At 62.9% G+C, this 19,811-nt stretch carries 20 protein-coding genes and 4 tRNA genes; 12 read left to right on the forward strand and 12 right to left on the reverse strand.

Annotation, left to right across the window (positions count from 1 at the left end; translation table 11 throughout):
- Positions 1–18: 18 nt before the first annotated feature.
- The 4 genes from ACSU1G_RS01520 to ACSU1G_RS01535 form a co-directional block, all read right to left on the reverse strand.
- Positions 19–2,163, reverse strand: a complete 2,145-nt coding sequence (locus tag ACSU1G_RS01520) for a 3-hydroxyacyl-CoA dehydrogenase NAD-binding domain-containing protein (protein WP_439278666.1) — start codon at positions 2,161–2,163, stop codon at positions 19–21.
- Positions 2,164–2,168: 5 nt separating this feature from the next.
- On the reverse strand, positions 2,169–3,374 hold the full coding sequence (locus tag ACSU1G_RS01525; protein WP_439278137.1) for a thiolase family protein: 1,206 nt from the start codon (positions 3,372–3,374) through the stop codon (positions 2,169–2,171).
- Between the two features lie 72 nt (positions 3,375–3,446).
- On the reverse strand, positions 3,447–4,640 hold the full coding sequence (locus ACSU1G_RS01530; protein WP_439278138.1) for a ribonuclease D: 1,194 nt from the start codon (positions 4,638–4,640) through the stop codon (positions 3,447–3,449).
- Positions 4,633–5,214 carry a DUF3000 domain-containing protein gene (locus ACSU1G_RS01535; protein ID WP_439278139.1) on the reverse strand — a complete coding sequence of 194 codons (582 nt, stop codon included), beginning with the start codon at positions 5,212–5,214 and terminating at the stop codon, positions 4,633–4,635. The genes ACSU1G_RS01530 and ACSU1G_RS01535 overlap by 8 nt, the downstream gene beginning before the upstream one ends.
- Before the next feature lie 25 nt (positions 5,215–5,239).
- On the opposite strand from ACSU1G_RS01535, the gene ACSU1G_RS01540 reads away from it, so the two are divergent.
- The gene (locus ACSU1G_RS01540; RefSeq protein ID WP_439278140.1) at positions 5,240–6,394 is read left to right on the forward strand and encodes an alpha/beta hydrolase family protein; all 1,155 of its coding nucleotides are present in this window, start codon (positions 5,240–5,242) and stop codon (positions 6,392–6,394) included.
- On the opposite strand, the gene ACSU1G_RS01545 is transcribed toward ACSU1G_RS01540, so the two are convergent.
- Entirely contained in the window at positions 6,395–6,826 is a 432-nt protein-coding gene (locus tag ACSU1G_RS01545; RefSeq protein ID WP_439278141.1) for a SufE family protein, read from the reverse strand. It lies immediately after the preceding gene.
- Between the two features lie 19 nt (positions 6,827–6,845).
- Positions 6,846–7,739: a sulfurtransferase gene (locus ACSU1G_RS01550; protein WP_439278142.1), complete on the reverse strand. Its 894-nt coding sequence runs from the start codon at positions 7,737–7,739 to the stop codon at positions 6,846–6,848.
- 130 nt (positions 7,740–7,869) lie between these two features.
- On the opposite strand from ACSU1G_RS01550, the gene zapE reads away from it, so the two are divergent.
- The 3 genes from zapE to ACSU1G_RS01565 all read left to right on the forward strand — a co-directional run bounded on the left by zapE (position 7,870) and on the right by ACSU1G_RS01565 (position 10,910).
- Positions 7,870–8,922 carry a cell division protein ZapE gene (gene zapE / locus ACSU1G_RS01555; protein WP_439278143.1) on the forward strand — a complete coding sequence of 351 codons (1,053 nt, stop codon included), beginning with the start codon at positions 7,870–7,872 and terminating at the stop codon, positions 8,920–8,922.
- A 116-nt stretch (positions 8,923–9,038) separates the two neighbouring features.
- Positions 9,039–10,277, forward strand: a complete 1,239-nt coding sequence (locus ACSU1G_RS01560) for an ammonium transporter (protein WP_439278144.1) — start codon at positions 9,039–9,041, stop codon at positions 10,275–10,277.
- A gap of 231 nt (positions 10,278–10,508) precedes the next feature.
- Positions 10,509–10,910 (forward strand): type II toxin-antitoxin system PemK/MazF family toxin, encoded by a 402-nt coding sequence (locus tag ACSU1G_RS01565; protein WP_439278145.1) that lies wholly within the window; start codon positions 10,509–10,511, stop codon positions 10,908–10,910.
- Between the two features lie 25 nt (positions 10,911–10,935).
- Here the strand turns inward: ACSU1G_RS01565 and ACSU1G_RS01570 are convergent, their stop codons facing one another.
- From ACSU1G_RS01570 to ACSU1G_RS01580, 3 genes are all read right to left on the reverse strand, one after another.
- Positions 10,936–12,099: a DUF1611 domain-containing protein gene (locus tag ACSU1G_RS01570; RefSeq protein ID WP_439278146.1), complete on the reverse strand. Its 1,164-nt coding sequence runs from the start codon at positions 12,097–12,099 to the stop codon at positions 10,936–10,938.
- Between the two features lie 300 nt (positions 12,100–12,399).
- A complete protein-coding gene (locus ACSU1G_RS01575) occupies positions 12,400–13,590 on the reverse strand; it encodes a hypothetical protein (RefSeq protein WP_439278147.1) in 1,191 nt (396 codons plus the stop codon).
- Between the two features lie 228 nt (positions 13,591–13,818).
- Positions 13,819–13,891 (reverse strand) — tRNA-Val (locus tag ACSU1G_RS01580).
- 150 nt (positions 13,892–14,041) lie between these two features.
- On the opposite strand from ACSU1G_RS01580, the gene ACSU1G_RS01585 reads away from it, so the two are divergent.
- The 3 genes from ACSU1G_RS01585 (at position 14,042) to ACSU1G_RS01595 (ending at position 14,338) form a co-directional block, all read left to right on the forward strand.
- Positions 14,042–14,113 (forward strand) — tRNA-Gly (locus ACSU1G_RS01585).
- A gap of 53 nt (positions 14,114–14,166) precedes the next feature.
- Positions 14,167–14,237: transfer RNA gene (locus ACSU1G_RS01590), tRNA-Cys, on the forward strand.
- A 29-nt stretch (positions 14,238–14,266) separates the two neighbouring features.
- Positions 14,267–14,338 (forward strand) — tRNA-Val (locus tag ACSU1G_RS01595).
- A gap of 258 nt (positions 14,339–14,596) precedes the next feature.
- Here the strand turns inward: ACSU1G_RS01595 and ACSU1G_RS01600 are convergent.
- Positions 14,597–15,163 carry a TetR/AcrR family transcriptional regulator gene (locus tag ACSU1G_RS01600; protein WP_439278148.1) on the reverse strand — a complete coding sequence of 189 codons (567 nt, stop codon included), beginning with the start codon at positions 15,161–15,163 and terminating at the stop codon, positions 14,597–14,599.
- 165 nt (positions 15,164–15,328) lie between these two features.
- Between ACSU1G_RS01600 and ACSU1G_RS01605 the strand changes: the two genes are divergently transcribed.
- The 3 genes from ACSU1G_RS01605 to ACSU1G_RS01615 all read left to right on the forward strand — a co-directional run bounded on the left by ACSU1G_RS01605 (position 15,329) and on the right by ACSU1G_RS01615 (position 17,579).
- The gene (locus tag ACSU1G_RS01605) at positions 15,329–16,627 is read left to right on the forward strand and encodes a glycosyltransferase (protein ID WP_439278149.1); all 1,299 of its coding nucleotides are present in this window, start codon (positions 15,329–15,331) and stop codon (positions 16,625–16,627) included.
- A gap of 131 nt (positions 16,628–16,758) precedes the next feature.
- Positions 16,759–17,478, forward strand: a complete 720-nt coding sequence (locus tag ACSU1G_RS01610; RefSeq protein WP_439278150.1) for a hypothetical protein — start codon at positions 16,759–16,761, stop codon at positions 17,476–17,478.
- Positions 17,479–17,510: 32 nt separating this feature from the next.
- Positions 17,511–17,579, forward strand: a complete 69-nt coding sequence (locus ACSU1G_RS01615) for a hypothetical protein (RefSeq protein WP_439278667.1) — start codon at positions 17,511–17,513, stop codon at positions 17,577–17,579.
- A gap of 63 nt (positions 17,580–17,642) precedes the next feature.
- Here the strand turns inward: ACSU1G_RS01615 and ACSU1G_RS01620 are convergent, their stop codons facing one another.
- On the reverse strand, positions 17,643–18,149 hold the full coding sequence (locus ACSU1G_RS01620; protein ID WP_439278151.1) for a hypothetical protein: 507 nt from the start codon (positions 18,147–18,149) through the stop codon (positions 17,643–17,645).
- A 220-nt stretch (positions 18,150–18,369) separates the two neighbouring features.
- Here ACSU1G_RS01620 and ACSU1G_RS01625 point away from each other — a divergent pair, with 220 nt between their 5' ends.
- Positions 18,370–18,606, forward strand: a complete 237-nt coding sequence (locus tag ACSU1G_RS01625; protein WP_439278152.1) for a hypothetical protein — start codon at positions 18,370–18,372, stop codon at positions 18,604–18,606.
- A 24-nt stretch (positions 18,607–18,630) separates the two neighbouring features.
- On the opposite strand, the gene ACSU1G_RS01630 is transcribed toward ACSU1G_RS01625, so the two are convergent.
- Positions 18,631–19,191 (reverse strand): MarR family winged helix-turn-helix transcriptional regulator, encoded by a 561-nt coding sequence (locus ACSU1G_RS01630; protein WP_439278153.1) that lies wholly within the window; start codon positions 19,189–19,191, stop codon positions 18,631–18,633.
- Positions 19,192–19,257: 66 nt separating this feature from the next.
- Between ACSU1G_RS01630 and idi the strand changes: the two genes are divergently transcribed.
- Entirely contained in the window at positions 19,258–19,806 is a 549-nt protein-coding gene (gene idi, locus ACSU1G_RS01635; RefSeq protein WP_439278154.1) for an isopentenyl-diphosphate Delta-isomerase, read from the forward strand.
- Positions 19,807–19,811: the final 5 nt, after the last annotated feature.

The raw sequence follows: 19,811 nt of genomic DNA on the forward strand, positions 1-19,811 counted from the left end.
GCTCTCGTCGTGAACTGATCAGCTGTGCGCGATGCCGCGGATCGGCGGAGTGTGGAACGTGCCACCGAAGACCCGCTCCGCGGCGCCCTCACGATCGAGGTACGGCGAGGCGCCGCCGTCGATGAACGGCCAACCTGCACCGAGGATCAGGCAGAGATCGATGTCCTCGACCTCGGGGACGACGCCCTCATCGAGCATGAGCTTGATCTCCTGTGCCAGACCGTCCTGCACGCGGCGCAGAATCGTGTCAGCGGATGCAGGAGAGGAGCCCACAGCGCCCTTGAGTGCCTTCTCAGCGGCCTTCGTCCAACCAGTGATCCGGCCGCCCTTGTCCTTCTCGACGACCTTGTCCAGCTCCGCCAACGCGTGGAAGTTCTCGTTCGCGTAGAAGCGCTCCGGGAAGTGCCGCACCATCGTGTCCTGCACGTGTGCGGCGACCTTCCAGCCGACCAGGTCGATGAGCTGGAACGGCCCCATGGGCAGGCCCAGCGGGCCGAACGCCTTCTCGACGTCGACGATGGGCGTGCCTTCGTAGACGGCGCGAGCTGCCTCGCCCATGACCTTCGCCAGCAGTCGGTTGACCACGAAGCCCGGTGCGTCGGCCGTGAGAACACCGTTCTTACCGAGTCCGCGAGACACCACGAACGCGGTGGCCAGTGTCTGCTCGTTGGTGGCCGGCGTCTTCACGATCTCGATCAGCGGCATGACCGCAACCGGGTTGAAGAAGTGGAATCCGACGAGCCGCTCGGGGTGAGCGAGCTTCTCGCCGATCTCCTCGACCGACAGCGACGAGGTGTTCGTGGCAAGGATGGCGTCGTCAGCGATGAACTTCTCGATCTCGCCGAACACCGTCTGCTTGACGCCGATCTCTTCGAACACTGCCTCGATGACGAAGTCGCAGTCTGCGTACTCGCTCTTGTCGACGGTGCCGTGGATGAGACCGCGCAGCTTATTGGCGCTGTCGCTGTCGAGACGTCCCTTCGCTTCGAGCTTGCCGATCTCCTCATGGATGTAGGAGACGCCCTTGTCGACGCGCGCCTGATCGATATCGGTGATGAGCACCGGCACCTGGAGCTTGCGGACGAAGAGCAGCGCGAACTGACTGGCCATCAGGCCAGCGCCGATGATGCCGACCTTGGTGACCTTCTTCGCCAACGCCTTGTCCGGCGCGCCGACAGGACGCTTGGCACGCTTCTGCACGAGATCGAACGCATACATGGATGCCGCGAACTGATCGCCAGTCACGAGCTCGGCGAGCGCCGCGTCTTCACGCGCGAATCCCTCGGCCTTCGTGCCACTCTTCGCCTTGTCGAGCAGTTCGAGCGCAGCATATGGCGACTTGGGAACGGTGCCGATCTTCGACTCCAGCATTCCGCGCGCCATCTTGATGGCGATGGGCCACTTGGTGAGGCGCTCGATCTTGCCAGGTTCGTTCTTACGCTCGACCTTCTTGCCGCCGAGAACTGCATCCGCCCAGGCGAGGGACTTCTCCAGATAGGTCGACGCGGGGAAGATCGCATCGAAGATACCCAGGTCAAAGGCCTGCTGCGGCCTCAGGACGCGGTTCTGCTTCAGCGGGTTCGAGATCACGACCTCGAGGGCATTCTCGATGCCGATGAGGTTCGGCAGCAGGTACGCGCCACCCCAGCCGGGGATAAGCCCCAGGAACACCTCTGGCAGCGCGATGGCGGCCGCTGAGGCATCCACTGTGCGGTAGGTCGAGTTCAGTGCGATCTCGAGTCCACCACCGAGTGCGAGTCCGTTCACGAACGCGAACGAGGGAACGCCGAGTTCGCTGAGCGAGCCGATGACCTTGTGCCCGAGCTGCGCAATGAGCAGAGCCTGATCCGTCGACCCGACCTTGGAGATGTCGGAGAGATCGGCACCGGCAGCGAGGATGTACTGCTTACCGGTGATGCCGACCGCCTGAATTTCGCCAGCCGCTGCGCGCGCCTTGAGCGTCGACAGGGTCTCGCCGAGCTCGGTGAGCGTGGCAGGACCCAGCGTGTTCGGTCGGTTGTGATCGCGGCCGTTGTCGAGCGTGATCAGCGCCAGCACCTTGCCGGATGCGAGGCGGACATCGCGCACGATGGAGTGCGTGATGACTTCGTCATCGGCCAGAGCGACGATGGGGGAGAAATCGATCAATTCGTAATCGGTCACGTTCGTCACTTCCGCTTCTTGCCGTCGTAGTGGGGGTTCTCCCAGATGACAGAGCCGCCCTGGCCCAGACCCACGCACATGGCGGTCAGGCCGTAGCGCACGTCGGGACGCTCGGCGAACTGCGCCGCGAGCTGAATCATCAGCCGCACCCCAGAAGCGGCGAGCGGATGCCCGATCGCGATCGCGCCGCCCCACTGGTTGACTCGCGGGTCGTCGTCCGCGATGCCGAAGTGATCGAGCAGCGAGATGACCTGAATCGCGAACGCCTCGTTGAGCTCGAACAGCCCGATGTCAGCGATCGAGAGACCGGCCTTCTTCAGTGCCTTCTCCGTCGATGGAATCGGACCGATGCCCATGATCTCCGGCTGCACGCCGGCGAAGGCGAACGAGACCATCTTCATCTTGGGCGCGAGCCCGAACTCCTTGACCGCGCCACCACCGGCCAGCAACGACATGGTTGCGCCGTCGGTCAGCGGTGATGAAGTGCCAGCGGTCACACGACCGTGCGGACGGAACGGCGTCTTGAGCGATGCCAGGTCTGCCATCGTGGTCTGCGGGCGGCGCCCCTCGTCTTCGGCGGCGAGTCCCCAGGCGCCGTCGGCGCCCTTGGTGGCCACAGTCACGAGGTCGGGCTGGATCTTGCCCGCGTCGTACGCTGCCTGCACCTTCTGCTGGCTCAGCATGCCGTAGCGGTCGGAACGCTCCTTCGTGAGATGCGGGAACCGGTCAAAGATCCGCTCGGCGGTGACACCCATGTTCAGTGCACCGGGGTCGACCATCTTCTCCGACACGAAACGCGGGTTCGGATCGGCATTGGCGCCGATCGGGTGATGCCCCATGTGTTCGACGCCACCGGCGAGTGCGAAATCGTACATGCCGATGCCGATGGAAGCGCCCATCGTGGTGACGCTGGTCATCGCACCCGCACACATACGCTCGACGGCGAGGCCGGGAACGGTGTTGGGGAGTCCTGCGAGGATGGCCACAGAGCGACCAAGGGTCAGTCCTTGGTCACCGGTCTGGGATGTCGCCGCGATTGCGACGTCATCGATGCGGTCCGCGGGAACGCTTGTGTTGCGCTCCATCAAACCGATCGTCGCCTTCACGGCGAGATCGTCTGCGCGGGTGTTCCAGTACATGCCTTTTTCGCCGGCGCGCCCAAACGGGGTGCGCACGCCATCGACGAAGAAGACGTCCGAGATCTCGGCCACTCTGCCTCCAAGGTTAGGTATGACCTCAGCCTAGGAGTCGCAGCGATGCGAATGGAATTGCTTGGATTGAACCTACGACTCCGACACGACGGCCGGTTCAGGCGATTGCGCTGCTTCTACAAAGGCATCCACAATCTTCTGTGCAGTCTGCTCAATCTGCCATGCGCGCGCGCCGAGCGTTTCGAGCGCAGTCGACATGGCATCCGTCGTCAGTTCCGGGGGTGTCCAGGCCAGGCGGCGCAGGGTGTCCGGCTTGAGCAGATTCTCCGTGGGCATCGCCAGTTCTTCGGCGTGAGCCTCGACAACAGGCCGCGCGAGCTTGAGCCGTGCGTCAGCTTCCGGGTTGCGTTCGGCCCACGCCCTCGCGGGCGGGAGCGCATCGTTGGACACTCGCACGCGGGGGAGGATCTCCACCTCGCGACCGCGCACGATCGCCTGCCACCATCGATCCAGCTGCGAACGGCTGGCACGTCCGGTGAAAGCCGGCACGCTGGCGAGTGCCTGTTTGCTCTGAGGATTCGCAAGCACAGCGGCGACCAACGAGCGATCGGGGACGAGGCGTCCCGGAGAGGTGTCCTCCTGCTGGGCGTACTCTTCGCGCGCTTCCCACATCGATCGGGCGATGGCAAGGCCGCGCGCGCCCTTGACCTGATGCAGACCGCTCAGGCGACGCCAGGGGTCTTCACGCGGTGGTCGCGGCGGCTGCGCCAGGGTCGCAGCGAACTCCTGTCGTGCGAACTCGGTCTTGTCCTGCTCGTCGAGTTCAGCGGCGATCGCATCGCGCACATCGATCAGGTGGAGCACATCGAGAGCCGCGTAGTCCAGCCACGTCTTGGGCAGCGGTCTGGTCGACCAGTCCGCTGCGGAGTGCTCTTTCTTGAGCGTGATGCCGAGGGTCTCTTCGACGACGGCCGCGAGACCGACGTGATCGTGGCCGAGCAAGCGGGAGGCGAGCTCGGTGTCGAAGATGCTCGCCGGGTCTAAATCGAGTTCACGCAGAGACGGGAGGTCCTGGCTGGCGGCGTGGAAAACCCATTCGACGTTCCCGATGGCGTCCTGCAGAGGCGAGAAGTCACCTATCGCAGGGGGGTCGAAGAGGAAAACGCCGACGTCGCGACGGAATACCTGCACAAGGTAGGCGCGCTGCGAGTATCTGAAACCGGAAGCGCGTTCGACGTCGACAGCAACCGGTCCGGTTCCCGCCGCGAGCAGCTCGCAGGCTGCCTTGAACTCGATCGGATCGTCGATGACGGTGTACTCAGTCACGACCTGCCCTTCGTGCGCCGAACACGGCGATGTTTTCTGACCCGGGCGGAAGCCCGGCGAGCATGCCGACGAGTTCGGCCCATGCTTCTACGTGTGGCCGGAATGGTTCTTCCGGTGTCCAAGACGAGCGTAGTTCGATCTGCGCCCCGTCGCCTTCATCGCTCAAACCGCCGAACCCCTTTGACAGGGTCTTCGTTGAGGTGCCGGATGCTGCGTGGTAGACCGCATCTCGTGACGCCAGTGCATCCACGAGCCACGACCAGGTCACATCCGCCAACAGTGGGTCGGTGCCGATCTCAGGCTCCAGGGGCGCTTGAGCGAACGTGATGACGCGCCATGCGCCGCCCCACGCATTGGGCTCCTCCGGATCATGCAGAAGCACGAAGCGCCCGGTGCCGTAGATCGAGTCGCCATGGTCATCGGGGCGTACGTCAGCGGCGAGCGCGATCGCGAAGGGCGCGAGCCCCTGCGGTGCCGCAATCTCACGCACCACGATGTCATCACGGAACACCGTGTCGCGCAGTTCTGCTGCGGCACGTTCGAAGTGCGCTCCGGCATCGGGATGTGCGGTCACGGGAACAGGCTAGAGTCAGGAAGCGATGAAGAGTCTCAGGCACGCCGTTGCGCTGTTGGTACCCGCACTGCTCGCTCTGGGCGCCGCAGCGATGTTTCTTGTGTTCGCGATCGCCCGAAAGGTGGTCACACCAGGTGTTCGTGTCACTGACACCGAGATCCTCGCGGTAGATACCGGCGCACAGACGATCGAGCTCACTCGCACGCCCGATACCGAGTTGCCGGGCCGGTATGGCCTGTTCACCACCGGCACGACGGGCTATGTGAAGCTCGGTGCGGTGCTGAGCGCGGACAAAAAGCGAGTACGGCGCAAGCTGCTCACACAGGTCGAGACGGGTGCGAAGCTCGATCGCGCGGCATCGTTCAGTGGCTGGTACTACTCCACACCGAGCGAGTTGCACCTGCCGTGGGAATCTTTGTTGATCGGATCGCCGGCAGGGCCCTGTCCTGCCTGGCTGTTTCCTGCCGAATCGACGACCTGGGTGATCCAGGTCCACGGCCGCGGTGGGGCTCGATCTGAGTGCCTGCGTGCGGTGCCGGTGTTTCACGGGATGGGGCTGCCCAACCTTGTCGTCTCCTACCGCAACGATGGCGAAGCACCGCGCGTGCGTGGTGGCTCCTACGCGCTGGGTGCATCGGAGTGGCGTGATGTGGATGCGGCGATCGGCTACGCGCTTCGCCACGGTGCCACGCGAGTGCTGCTGATGGGCTGGTCGATGGGCGGTGCGATCGCGCTGCAGACCGCTGTGTCATCCGCGCACCGAGAGAAGATCGCCGGTCTCATACTGGAGTCTCCTGTCGTCGACTGGCGTACGGTGCTGCGATTCCAGGCACGAGAATCCGGCATCCGCGCTCCGTTCCCTGCCCTGGCGATGAACGCGCTGTCATCGCCATTGACGGCGCGTCTAAGCGGGTCAGGCGAAACGATCCCATTCGACAAACTCGACATGGTCGCGCGAGCCGATGAGCTCACCGCGCCGATTCTCGTGCTGCACAGCGACGATGACGGATTTGTGCCTGCGGATGCTTCGCACGCGCTTGCCGAAGCGCGACCGGACCTCGTGACCATGCCACGATTCACCGTGGCGCGGCACACCAAGCTCTGGAATTACGACCAGATGAGCTGGACCGGGGCGATCACCGACTGGACGAGCGCGAATGGCTTCAGCGCTTCTGACTGATCAGCGCTTCTGAGTGACCTGTCGCTTCACGCGCAGCAGCATCCCGGTCATTCCACCGATTCGCAGCGGCGACACGGCGCGGGTCAACCCGATCGACTGTGAGTAGTCGTCCGGGATCGCGAGTACTTCATCGGCAGTGAGACCGGTGATGCCCTGCACCAGGATGCTGGCGAATCCGCGCGTCGTCGGAGCCTCGGGTGGCGCCGTCGCATGCATGGTGACAACGCCGTCAGCGACTTCGACGTAGATGTAGACGGGCGACTGGCACTCGGCCACGCGCTCGTACATCTCTGGATGACTCGCGACCGCCTCGGACACAGCGGGGAGCTCGTAGGAGAACTCCAGCAGCAGCTGAAGACGCTCGGACTCGGGGAGTTCGAGGAAGTCGTCGCGGATCTGCGCGAGGGTGTCAGGAAGGTGCGTGGTGCTCATCCCTGCAATTCTCCCACGCTCAGAGCGTGCCGGGCTCAGACCCGGTGACGATCGGCACACGGACGGCGCTGCCCCATTCGGTCCAGGAGCCGTCGTAGTTGCGTACCTTCTCGAAGCCCAGCAGATGCTTCAGCACGAACCAGGTGTGGCTGGAGCGCTCACCGATGCGGCAATAGGCGACGACATCATCGCCGTCGCGCAGCCCGGCGCCGTCACGGTAGATGGCATCCAACTCAGCGCGCGGCCGGAAACCGCCGTCTTCTGCGACAGCCTTGCCCCACGGCACGCTTTGCGCCGTGGGAATGTGGCCGGCGCGCAGTGAGCCCTCCTCAGGATATGCCGGAGCAGAGGTGCGATCACCGTTGTATTCCTCGGGGGAGCGGACGTCGATCAGCGGGTTGCCCAAGTGGGCGAGCACGTCGTCCTTGTACGCACGCAGGAGCGAGTCGTCGCGCTCGATGACCGGGTACTCGGTCGCGGCACGCGTCGTTGCTGCGGTCGTGATGTCGCGGCCCTCGGTGATCCAGCGGTCGCGGCCACCATCGAGGAGGCGCACGTCTTCGTGGCCGAATAGGGAGAACACCCAGAGGGCGTAGGCGGCCCACCAGTTGTTCTTGTCGCCGTAGATGACGACGGTGTCATCGCGGGAGATGCCCTTGCGGCTGAGCAGCTTTGCAAAACCTTCACCATCGACGTAGTCGCGAACGACCGGGTCGTTCAACTCGGTGTGCCAGTCGACCTTGACCGCGCCAGGAATATGCCCGGTTTCATACAGCAGCACGTCTTCATCGGATTCGACGACGACGAGCCCTGGGTCACCGAGATGATCCGCCAGCCATTCGGTGGTGACGAGCCGGCCAGGCTCGGAATACTCGGCGAACTTTGCAGAAGAAGAATCGAACTCGATGGACACGTGGCGCTCCTCGATGGGTAAGCGAGCGAAGGCTCTGGCTGCGACGGCGTAGTGTTGAGCCGTCCCTTCGACGATAGAGCGGTTTGGTCTGCTCCGGACCCGTTCCGTAAGACTTCGACACAGGAAACGTATGCCCGACATCCTCAGCCCGAACGCCGTGCACCTCACTGACCGACAGCCAGTGGTCACCGGCGCCGAGATGCTCGCGAGCATGGTGCCTCCGCCGCAGTTCGACTCCGCGACGTTTGAGAGTTACCGGTCGGATGATGCGTACCCGTCGCAGGCGGATGCCAAGGGCCGTTTGGAGCGGTTCGCCGGGCGGGGTGCTCCGGCCAAACGAAGCGGATTCTTCGGGCGTGCCAAGAAAGAGCCGGCGCTGAAGCCCGGCGTCTACCTCGATGGCGGATTCGGCGTGGGCAAGACCCATCTCCTCGCATCGATCTACCACGCGATGCCCGCGCGTCGGAAGTACTTCGGCTCGTTCATCGAGTACACCGCGCTGGTCGGGGCACTCGGATACAAAAACACCGTCGACCTCCTGCGTGGAGCTGATCTCATCTGCATCGATGAGTTCGAGTTGGATGACCCAGGCGACACCATGGTCATGACCCGGTTGCTGGCTGAGTTGGTTCCGACCGGCACACGGCTGGCCGCGACATCGAACACCCCGCCAAACGCACTCGGTGAGGGACGTTTCGCTGCACAGGACTTCCTGCGAGAGATCCATGCGATGTCGGACAGCTTCGAGACGATCCGCATCGACGGCGTCGACTTCCGCCAGCGTGCACTGGACGGCCAGGCGGTCATCTTCGAGGATGCCGAATACCACGAGCGCATCGCGTCTGCCGCAGCAGTGGGCACGGCATCCGATGACCTGTTCGATGATGTCATCCGTCACCTCGCCAAGGTGCACCCTTCGCGGTACATCCGATTGATCGATGACCTGACGCTGGTCGGACTTCGTGACGTGCGCGTGCTGACTGATCAGTCCGAGGCGCTGCGTTTCGTGGCGTTCGTCGACCGGGTCTATGACGCCCAGCTCCCGATCATCGCGACCGGCGGCGCTCTGGACCAGGTCTTTTCCGAAGAGATGCTCGGCGGTGGCTACCGCAAGAAGTACCTCCGTGCGCTCTCTCGCCTGAACGCGCTGACACATTCTGCGACAGCGCCGAGCAACGCGTAACGCGATGGTTACACGCCGGACCAGCGTGTAACAACGGGGAAACACGCGACGCGCATCCCGGAAATCGAGCATCGCCACACTGAAGTTCTCAATTACTTCGGATGTGAGGTTTTCCTATGGATGCTCCCGGCAACATTTCGTGGGGTATTACCGCCACGGCGCTGGTTCTGCTGATGACGCCTGGTGTGGCGTTCTTCTACGGCGGGCTCGTCAAGGCGAAGAGCGTCGTCAGCATGATGATGATGAGCTTCGGCTCCATCGGTCTGGTCGCGGTGCTGTGGATTCTTTTCGGTTTCTCCATGAGTGCTGTCGACGGCCCCGGTCAGTTCGCCGGTAATCCTTTTGCAGACTTCGGCCTGAGCTCGCTCGCATCTGGTGAGGGTTCGAACGTCGCGCTGCTGGGTGTCGCATACGGCGCTACTTTCGCGATCATCACCATCGCCCTGATCTCCGGTGCAATCGCAGATCGCGCGAAGTTCGGCAGCTGGTTGATCTTCGCCGGTGTGTTTGCCACCGTCGGCTACTTCCCGATCGCGGCGTGGGTCTGGGGCGGTGGCTGGATCATGGAACTCGGCACCACCCTCTTCGGCGCCAACAGCGGCATTTCCGTCATCGACTACGCCGGTGGTACCGCGGTGCACATCAACGCCGGCGCAGCAGCACTGGCGCTGGCACTCGTGCTGGGTAAGCGGATTGGCTTCCAGAAGGGCATCCTGAAGCCCCACAACGTGCCGCTGACGCTCATTGGAGCGGCGATCCTGTGGTTCGGATGGTTCGGCTTCAACGCCGGTGCCGAATGGTTGTCGGAGGACATGGGCGGTGTCGGCCTCATCGGTCTAAACACACTCGGTGCGACGGCGGCCGCGATTCTCGGTTGGATTCTCGTTGAGCGGATCAAAGACGGCAAGGCCACCTCGGTCGGCGCTGCTTCCGGTGCTGTCGCCGGTCTTGTCGCCATCACCCCCGCGTGCGCAAACCTCACGCCTGGGTGGTCGCTCCTGCTCGGCGCTCTCGCCGGCATCGCCTGCGCGCTGGCCGTCGAGCTCAAGTTCCGCCTCGGCTTCGACGACTCGCTTGATGTCGTCGGCATCCACCTCGTCGGTGGCCTGCTCGGCACGATCTACCTGGGCTTCTTCGCCACGGAGACCGGTCTGTTCGTCGGCGGCAACGCAAGTCAGCTTGCCGTCCAGGTGATTGCCGCACTCGGCGTGCTGATCTACTCCTTCGTCATCGCCTTCATCATCGGAACGGTGATCCAGAAGACGATCGGCTTCCGCATCACGAACGAAGACGAGATCGCCGGTGTCGACTCGGTCGTGCACGGCGAGGAAGGTTACGCGCTCGTCGACGCGTGAGCGCATCCTGTCTCGGTAGGGTGCCTCTGTCTCGGTAGCGTGCCGCTGTCTCGATAAGGTGACAGGGTGAGTTCTTCCCAGAGCATCCTCGGCCAGCTTGTTGAGCTCGTCCTCAAAGCCCTTCTGCCCAGATCGTCTCGGCCTGCCAAGCAGGAGCCGAGGCGATCTGGCGCGTCGTCCTCTGATTCTTCGACCGGCTCGGATCTGGGACGTCAGCAAGGGAGCGAGACGGTGAGTGTGGACCCTGATCGCATCCCGGGGTTTGTTGTCCGCTACGCGCCGAAGAAGGACGGCGCACCGGATGCCGGAGAGGTGATCTGGACCTGGGTGCCCTACGAGGAGAACGATGGGCGTGGCAAGGATCGCCCGGTGCTCGTGATCGGACGGGAGTCGTCGTCACGCGTGTACGCGGTGCGGATGACCAGCAAGGCACACGACCGCGACCGTGACTACCTGTCGATCGGCAGCGGGGAATGGGACGCGCAGGGCCGTGAGTCCTGGGTGGACATAGAGCAGTTGTACAGCGTGCACGAGGATGGGATGCGGCGTGAAGCTGCTGTTCTCGACCGCGGACGGTACGACAGGGTATCGAAAGCGCTGACGACGCGTTACGGCTGGGCCAGGAACAGCTAAACAGGCCTCACGCGCCTGGCGTGTCTCACACACGCTGGGCGGGTAGTGCCTTCTCCAGCTCAGGGAATGCCTGCAGCACCATATCGACGAGTCTGCTCAGTGGGCGGGTCAGTGGATCGGTGGCGGGAACTCCGTGGTCCAGTTCGATCTCATCGATCGCCGCCGAGACCTGGGCGTCGGTGAGGTGCTCGTGGTTGACGGTCACACCGATCACCCTGGTGTCAGCGAACGCTTCGATGAGGGCGATCTCACTGGCGACGTCGGGCATGGGCATCATCGGGAAATCTCCGAGCACGCGCCTGCCCGGCGCATGCTGAACAATCACACCCGCAGGGCGGCTGCCGCGCAGAATGTGCGCTGAGGTCAGATAGGCGGGGTGGCTGAGTGCGCTCTGGCCCTCCACGATGATGATGTCGGGATCTTCGCCTTCGAAGGCGCGGACGACCTGATGCTCGACTTCGCCCGAGCAAAACTGCGGGACAAGGGCGTCGAGTGCGACGCCGTAGCGACCGCCCTGGATGATCGTGGTCTGTCCGGTGCCGACCATCACCGCGCGGATGCCGTGGTCCTGGAGCGCCTGAACGAGGAGCGTCGCGGTCGTGCGCTTGCCGATGGCACCGTCGGTGCCGAGGACAGCGATCCTCGGGCAGGTGACGTCGAAGATGCGCCCAGAGAACAGGTGCAGATCCTTCTTATCCCGCGGGCGGCGCACGTCGGTGATTGTGACGCCCGCAACGAGTGCGGCCGCGACGAACTCCACGTCGTCGTTGAGGAACTCGTGGAGGCCGTTGATGATGTGCATGCCGCGGGCGATGCCATCCAGCAGCACGACGCGTTGTGCGGGGGAGAGGAGGCCGTCCGCTGGCGCGACGCCGCAGATGAGGTAGTCCGGAACATGGCCCGCGTGCGCGATGGCTTCAGGCAGGCTCGCGAGGATCGGGATGCCGTTCGCAATGTCATCGAGGAATGTGCCTGCGTCTGCCCCGGCATGGCGGCTGTCGAGCACGCTGAGAATGTCGTACTTCTCGGAGTGGCGGACGAGGCCGTTCGCCGTCTTGCCGTCCTGCTCGCCGAACTGGCCTTCGCAGTACACGATCGCGGATGAGCCGGCCGGGAGTACCGGGATCGAGCCCGGCTTATCGTCTGAACTCGTGTCAGCGAAATGGGTATACGGGTACGCAGAAATCAAGTCTCCTCAGATCAGACAGAGGAGGCGACGGAGAACGAAATGGCAGATGCGGCCCGTTGGTCGACAAGAAGTCTTCCCTGATGTCGACAATATGCCGACTTTGCTCACCGTAGCAGTCAAATCTGCAGGTCAGCCCGGAAGATCTTCTCTGAAGCGCTGCGGCGGGGAGCGGATGATCATCTCAGACGATCTGAGATTTCCTTTGTGGTGGGCGATACCGGACTCGAACCGATGACCTCTTCTGCGTGAAGGAAGCGCGCTGCATGATGCAGCGTGACATCAAGTGCTGGGACGCGGAGGTCAGGAGATCCGCTCGATAATGAGGGTGATTGCTGTGGTCGTCGCGGGAATTTCTACGCTGGACGAGCTCACAAATTCCACTGTGTCGCCTGCGTCAGCATGAAGGTAACTTGTCGCCGAGTAGGAACCGCCCTGCACAATGGTCCGCATGGTGAGGACTAGAGCCATATTGACGTCGAGGATCGGTCTGGTCACCTCGGAGCCGGCGAGCGGAACGTTGTTGTGGTTGAGAAGGTAGCCGGACGACGCATTGCTCGGCAGTGAGACGCTCGCCGGGCCGGTCGTGGACGGGGCTGCGACATAGGTGATCCGGTACGTGCCAGAAGCTGGAATCGCGATAGTTCCGTTGACATGGCTCGCCGCCGGGCTCGAGCTGGACGTCTCCCCGGTGAAATCAACGATTGTCGTTCCGGCACTCAACGTCGGTCGCGCCGTGAGCACTGTGTAGCTCAACGCCGTGGAGAGCCCGTCAGTGCCCGCGGGGCCGGCAGGACCTTGCGGACCGACGGGACCGGTCGAGCCTTCGGGGCCGACGGGGCCTTGCGGGCCGATGGGGCCGGTCGCGCCTCCGGGGCCGATGGGGCCGGTCGCGCCTTCGGGGCCGATAGGGCCGATAGGGCCGGCAGGGCCTTGCGAGCCGACGGGACCGGTTGCGCCTTCGGGGCCGGCAGGACCGGTCGCGCCTTCGGGGCCGGCAGGACCGGTCGCGCCTTCGGAGCCGGCAGGGCCTTGCGGGCCGATGGGACCGGTCGCGCCTTCGGGGCCGACGGGAGCGGTCGCGCCCTCGGGGCCGGCGGGGCCTTGCTGACCGACGGGACCGGTCTGTCCGATGGGTCCTGCGGTCCCGGCTTCCCCGACGGCGCCCGCGGCTCCCGGCTGCCCGGGTGTGCCTTGTCGACCGGGCAGTCCGGCTTCGCCATGAGGGCCGTTTGGCCCAGCGGGGCCGAGTGTCCCGGGTGTGCCTTCCAGACCCTGTACACCGGGGGAGCCTGGCTCGCCATTCTCTCCGTGTTCGCCGGGCTGACCGGGAGCGCCGTTGGCGCCCGATGCTCCGGCGGATTCCTGCACGACCGTGCCGGTCATCGCGGATGTTGCGAATGCGCCACCGACACCTCCTGCGAGCCCGAGTATGAGCGCAAGAATGAGAATGGTGGTCGAGCGCAGCGCAGTAGCGCCGTCAGAGCGGGGCATCGTTGTCTCCGGAGGGGTGATGGGAAGGCAAGGGCACCGATTCAGGTTCGGTATCGCGTAAGTACGACAAACACTCTAGTGGTCTCGGAGGATGAGGACTGCGACGGAGCTCGGAGCAGCTGCACGGTCACCCCACCTGTGGACACGCGGAAGCAGCTTGAACGGTGGGAGTCCTTGCCGGACAGAAGAAAACCCCGCAAAACCAAAGGTCTGCGGGGCTGTAGTCTGTGGGCGATACCGGACTCGAACCGATGACCTCTTCCGTGTGAAGGAAGCGCGCTACCAACTGCGCCAATCGCCCATGACCCTTGGGGTCGAGATTCGATACTACCGGAACGATTCGGACCGTTTAGACCAAATGAGAAGACACGCGCGAGATCCGTGTTGAGTTTTGCGCCTCGGGAATCATCGGCTAATGTTTCATAAGTGCCCGGGACGCCGGAAACAAAATGCGGATGTAGCGCAGTGGTAGCGCATCACCTTGCCAAGGTGAGGGTCGCGAGTTCGAATCTCGTCATCCGCTCGAGTGCAGAGAGTCTCTTTTTGAGGCTCACGGCACGTGGGGTCAATCCACACGGTGGCGTGGCCGAGCGGCTAGGCACCGGCCTGCAAAGCCGTTTACACGGGTTCGAATCCCGTCGCCACCTCAAGGTCACAAATTTAATAGCCTTTATAGGCGCGATTGGCGCAGCGGTAGCGCGCTTCCCTGACACGGAAGAGGTCACTGGTTCGATCCCAGTATCGCGCACAAACGACAAGTAACCGACACTAACGGCGGTGAACGTCAAGGAACCCTGATGAACAGCTATTGTCTGTTGGTCAGGGTTTTTTGTTGTTTCAGGCAGCTTCGTGATTGATGTCACCGTCTTTCTTGCGCCGCCCCAGTATCGCGGGGTAAGCCGTTGCTGTGGAGATTCCTTCCGTGTCGAGGCTGGAGCCTGTAGCGCGACGCACTCGGATGCCTGGACATCTGCTGAGTATCGGCTCCGGCCGGTGGCTGTGAGTGTCAGTCTCGGGCGCAGACGTGGAGTATGGTGCGTGCGAGCCAGGTTTCGTAGTCGGGTTGGCTCCAGCCTGAGTCGTGTACGAGCTGGTTGTAGCCCTCGGGTGACAATATGAATGAGATGGTATCCGCGACCGTTGCGCTTGGCTGGGGAGTCTGGGCGAGTCCGCGGCGGCGGAGTTCGTCAACGAGCACGAGCATGTCTGCGCGGCGGCGTTGTTGCAGCTCGTCGAGTTCTTTGCGGAGGGGCGCGTCGGATCTGGCTGCTGACAGGAGTGTCGTCCAGAGAATGCTGCTGCGTCGGTTCGATTCCGCTACAAAATGCACGATGCCTGCGAGGTAGCGGGTGTTGTCGATTTCAGCGGTAATTTCGGCGACCGGGCCGTGACTGGCGAGCGATGCAATGTCATCACTCCCGGCAAAGCTGTGTGTGAATGCGTCAAGCAATAGGCGGTGTTTGGGTCCGCCGAGCTTCACTGTTTCGACGGAGACGCCCGCTGCGTGCGCGATGTCGGCAAGTGAGGTGCCGGTGTAGCCCGCGACTGTGAACAGGTTGGCTGCGGCATCCAAGATTCGGGACCGTGTTGCGGCGGCTTGGTTTGTGCGCACCTCGGATTGATATCGGCGATTGCGGGGGCGTGATTCCTGGCCAGACATATTGACTTGCCTCCGGGTGTAGTGAATACTATTCCATTGGAAAGGTTACCTTGGTCTGCCCTCTAGCGAAAGACATGCATGAGCTCGTTCCTGATCTGCAGTACTCCTGTTCACGGCCACGTGACACCGTTGCTTGCGGTTTCGCGTTATCTCGTGCAGCAAGGTCATCGGGTGCGTTTCTTGACCGGGCAGCGTTACGCTGACCGGGTGCGGAGCACGGGGGCTGAGTTTCTGGCGCTCCCAACAGGGGCGGACTACGACGACACAGATATGAATGTCGCGTTCCCTGGCCGGGTGGGCAAGACCGGGGTGGCGGGGATCCGCTGGGACGTGAGCAATATTTTCTTGAAACCCGCGCCGATGCAGATTCGCGCGGTCGATGACGCGGTCGCGCAGGACCCGGTCGACGCGATCCTCGTTGAGAGCATGTTTATTGGGGCCGTGGGGCTGCTCTCGAGGCGCCGTGCAGAGCGGCCCGCGATTGTGAATCTCGGAATCATTCCGCTGGGTGTGGAAAGTAAAGACACGGCCCCGTTTGGTTTGGGGATTCTTCCGAGGCCTGGCGTGCTGGGGCGGGTGCGTAATGCCGTGCTTGACGTGCTCACGAAGAGAGTCATCTTTGGTGGGGTGCAGAAGCAGGCTGAGCAGATCTTGTTGGAGGCGACGGGGCAGAAACTCGACGGGTTCTTTATGTCGGGCGCTTCACGGGCTGATGCGATTGTGCAGTTCACTGTTCCGGGTTTTGAGTACGAACGACGTGACCTGCCAGAGACAGTGCACTTCGTGGGCCCACTGTCTCGTGCCACGAAGAGTGACGGCGCGTTGCCTGAGTGGTGGTCTGAGCTTGATGGATCACGGCCCGTGGTGCACGTGAGCCAGGGCACGATCGCGAACACTGATTACGACGAACTCATCACCCCCACTATGACTGCGCTGGCTGACGATGATGTTCTCGTGGTCGTCAGCACGGGTGGGCGGCCACTTTCGACCCTGCCGTCGCCACTGCCGGCGAACGTGCGTGTTGCCGAGTATCTGCCGCACGACAGGCTGCTGCCCGTCACTGACGTGTATGTGAGTAACGGCGGGTACGGCGGAGTGCATTACGCACTCGAGCATGGGGTGCCTCTTTTGGTCGCGGGCGCGACCGAAGACAAGGCCGAGGTCGCTGCGCGTGTGCAGTGGACGGGTGCTGGGGTGCGTCTGCGCACGAACCGGCCGACGTCCGAGCAGGTGGGTTCAGCGGTGAGGCGGGTGCTCGCAGACCCAGGCTACGCCGAACGCACCCGGAAGATTGGCGCGGAAATCGATGCGTCGAGCGGGCTTACGGGCCTGGAAACAGTGCTTGAAACTTTGGTGCCAAAGGCGATGCAGGGGTGAGCGTGCGTGGGCGTGGTTTCGTGGGGGGTCGTGCCTTGCCGCCTGCCCCGCTGAAGGCTGCGTGCTGCCACACATTATTTTCTGGCTCGAGGCCGAGCCGCCAAGCGGATGAACCTGGGGAAAGTTGTTGGATGATGTTGCGTAACGTGTTGCGGGGAGTGCTCGCTGCCAGTCTGGCGGTGGGGCTTGTCGGGGTGGGGGCCACAGCGAACGCGGCATCGACACCGACGAGTGCGGTGCTGGCCCCGACGAGCGGCCCAGTGACAGGGGGTACCGAGGTCACGATTGAACGACCTGCTGGGGGGACTTTTACGCGGGTGAGTGCAGGCGATTCGCATGTGGTTGCGGTTGCTGAAGACGCTGTCGCGTATGCCTGGGGAGGCAACGGCGGCGGGCAGTTGGGGGACGGTACAGGCGTGGACCGTGACGTGCCGGTGCGGGTGCAGTTGCCTGCTGGGGTGACTTTTACGCGGGTGAGTGCGGGCGATTCGCATGTGGTTGCGGTTGCTGAAGACGCTGTCGCGTATGCCTGGGGAGGCAACGGCGGCGGGCAGTTGGGGGACGGTACAGGCGTGGACCGTGACGTGCCGGTGCGGGTGCAGTTGCCTGCTGGGGTGACTTTTACGCGGGTGAGTGCGGGCGATTCGCATGTGGTTGCGGTTGCTGAAGACGCTGTCGCGTATGCCTGGGGAGGCAACGGCGGCGGGCAGTTGGGGGACGGTACAGGCGTGGACCGTGACGTGCCGGTGCTGGTTCTTACGCATACGTCAATAACGGGTGTTTCGTTTGGTGGGATCAGTGCGATCGACCTCGTGAATAACGACGACGGATCGTGGGTGAAACGGATCTAGCACGCACGGGCAGTGATCCTGCCACGTCTCTCGTGGCAGCAGTTCTCCTTGCGCTAGTTGGAGTTGGCCTGGTGCTCACCTCGCGGCGCAAACAGGCGTAGGTGTGTGGCGCATTCGCCCCAAAATGTTGGGTCGAATGCGCCAGTTGCACTGCGCAGGAACCATCACGCCAACGGCCGGTATGCCTTGGCGAATCGAGGAGGAAGGTCGGAGAGCATGACAGTGTCCTCGTTGCTTAACTCGTCGTCTGCATTATCGAGTTCATAGATGTCGCTGAGTAGCCTGTCAATGATGGTGTTGCTCGCATGCCAGAGAGAACCTTTGATGAGGTCGTTCGCGCGCAGTTGAGCAGCGCGCTTTTCGGGGCTCAGCGACTCAGCGTCGTCTTCGTCGTTTTGCTCGCTGTCGAGCGCCCAGTCAATGCCGGTGAGTAGATGTGCATGGCGAGCGATGCGTTCCTCGCCGGAAATATCGTCGCAGACCGCAGAAGTGACCTCCGAGGGTGCTGTCCTAACGCTGGTGGGAGCGGGGCACGACTGCGGGTCAGAGTCGGACCAGAGCACCGATATGGAGGCACCGGACACTTCCGCGGCATCGTTTTCCTGCAGGACCGCGAACTCATCCAATAAACAGTAGAACGCTCCGTATAGATGAACGTCGAGATTCTGCACACCAACGCACACTAGATGGTGGCGACGATTGGACGCCGGGGTCTCGAAATGGCACAATTACACGACCGGGAACTGTCGTGAATCTGGGACAAAGTCGGACATCGTGACCGTGAACGGTCAGGATGTCATGGTGCTCACACACCTTCGATCCCAGTATCGCGCACACTTAAACCCCCGGATTTCCGGGGGTTTTTCGTTGTTTCAGGCGTAAGGTGAGCGCATGGACAACGGTTCCTTCGCTTTCATGCTCTTCGGCATGCCGTTCGTCTTCGCAGGTCTTCTGATCCTGGTGCTGTCTGTCGTCGTCGTGGCCGTCTGCATCAACTTTCTGGCGGGCGCAGCAACGAAAGGGCTCATCTCCCTCGTGCGAAGTCGGCGCGTTGAGGACGATCGGCGTGCGCTGGAGCACCGTGCGAGCCCAGACGAACCCGCCAGTGACCCTGCGAGATTTGAATAGGCCACGCGTCAAAGGAACGCGTTGTCAGTCGCCGTGGCCGAGGAGCTCACCCTGTGGGAGATCGGATTCGGCGAGATCCATGAGAAAGCGAATCACTATTTCGCGGTCATCCGTGCTCATTCCGGCAGCGACGGCAAATCGGCGGGCATGTTGGCGGCCGATTGTGTTGTGAGCTGACTCTCGTGTGTGCTCCGTGACTTCGATACACATTGTTCGTCGGTCGCTCGGATGCGGTACGCGAATGAGATGTCCTCCGGCGACGAGTCGATCCACCAGCTTCGTCGTCGATGCGCTGGATATCCCGACTTCTCGGGCGATGTCCTTCGGCGTGACGATCTGATTCTGCTTCTGAGCTCGCATGATCATCCGGATCGCCCGCATGTCGCTTTCGTTGAGCTTCATGAATCGCTTGGATGCCTCGGACAGAGTGCGGGCGGCCTCTTGCCACTCGCGAAGAGCTTCCATCACGCCAATGCTCTGGTCGAGCTCCTGGTCGGAGAGCTGTTGACGGTCGATGAGGTCCGAATCGCTCGAAAAGTAGCTCAGGTGTGAGCTTTGTGGAACTTTCTTGTCTGATTCGGTCACATTCACAGCATACATTTCTTATGCTACGTTTAACTCTCGCTTAGCTAACGAAACGGAGGTCATGTGATGGAGATGGTCGTTCTGGTCGACAGCAACGGATGCCCCGTCGGCATCCAGAGCAAGGAGACTGTGCATGGGGTCATTACGCCTCGGCATCTCGCCTTTTCCTGCCACGTCGTCGATGCCGATGGGCGTCTTCTCGTGACCAGACGCGCGCTGGAAAAGAAGACGTGGCCAGGTGTCTGGACTAACGCGTTCTGCGGCCACCCTGGTCCCGGTGAGACGCTTGAGAGTGCGGTGCGGCGTCGCGCCGCTTTCGAACTCGGGCTCACCGTCGACATGATCGTATGCGCGCTTCCCGATTTCGGATACTCCGCGCGCGATGCTTCTGGGATTCAGGAAAACGAGCACTGTCCGGTATTCATCGCCCAGGCGGCGTCAGTCTTGGATCCGAACCCCGCTGAGGTGGCAGAGACGCAGTGGACGACGGTGTCGGCGCTCACCTCGGCAACGCAAGCGGCTCCCTGGGCATTCAGCCCTTGGCTGATCGAGCATCTTCCTGCGCTTACCTCACATTTCGCCGCTGCGGCCTTGGACGTCGATGAAGATGTCTGACTCGT

Source organism: Microbacterium sp. A93, from assembly GCF_051842835.1.